Below are 717 nucleotides of genomic sequence, written 5' to 3' on the forward strand. Positions count from 1 at the left end.
GTCGAGGACGGCACGGTCAAGGGCCGTCGCGACGGCGACGCCGCCTCCGAGCAGCTCGAGGCGTCGCTGCCGGCCGTGGTGTCGGTCACCGACCAGTCGGGCGAGGCGCGTTACCCGTCCTTCAAGGGCATCATGGCGGCGAAGAAGAAGCCGGTGGAGTCCTGGGACCTGTCCGACCTCGACATCGACGAGGACGAGGTCGGTCTCGAGGGCGCCTACACGGTGGTCGACGCCGCGGCCGAGCGTCCGGCCCGCACCGCGGGCACGATCGTCAAGGACGAGGGCGAGGGCGGCAAGCAGCTCGCTGAGTTCCTCGCGAGCCAGAAGTTCATCTAAGGGACCGACCCCTTACCGCCCCTCAGACTTCGCGATTGTCGCAAGGAGATCCATTCCCATGGCTGAAGTTCTCGTCTACGTCGACCACGTGGACGGTGCCGTCCGCAAGCCCACCCTGGAGCTGCTGACGCTGGCCCGCCGCGTCGGCGAGCCGGTCGCCGTCGCACTGGGCAACGGTGCCGCCGACACCGCCGCCACCCTCGCCGAGCACGGTGCGGTGAAGGTCCTCACCCACGAGGCGTCCGAGTACGCCGAGTACCTGGTGGTGCCGAAGGTCGACGCCCTGCAGGCCGCCGTCGAGGCCGTGTCCCCGGCCGCGGTCCTGGTCCCCTCCTCCGCGGAGGGCAAGGAGATCGCCGCCCGTCTGGCGCTGCGCATCGG

The 717-nt window shown here is 70.6% G+C and carries 1 protein-coding gene and 1 pseudogene; both read left to right on the forward strand.

The window, feature by feature from the left end; genetic code table 11:
• Positions 1-336, forward strand: a 336-nt coding sequence (locus tag IE260_RS41115; protein ID WP_444545582.1) for an electron transfer flavoprotein subunit beta/FixA family protein, incomplete at its 5' end; no start/stop codon positions are given.
• Positions 337-394: 58 nt separating this feature from the next.
• Positions 395-717 (forward strand): annotated as a pseudogene (locus IE260_RS41120) (electron transfer flavoprotein subunit alpha/FixB family protein); the annotation flags it as partial.

This window comes from Streptomyces viridiviolaceus, assembly GCF_014650995.1.
Classification (GTDB): Bacteria; Actinomycetota; Actinomycetes; order Streptomycetales; family Streptomycetaceae; genus Streptomyces; species Streptomyces viridiviolaceus.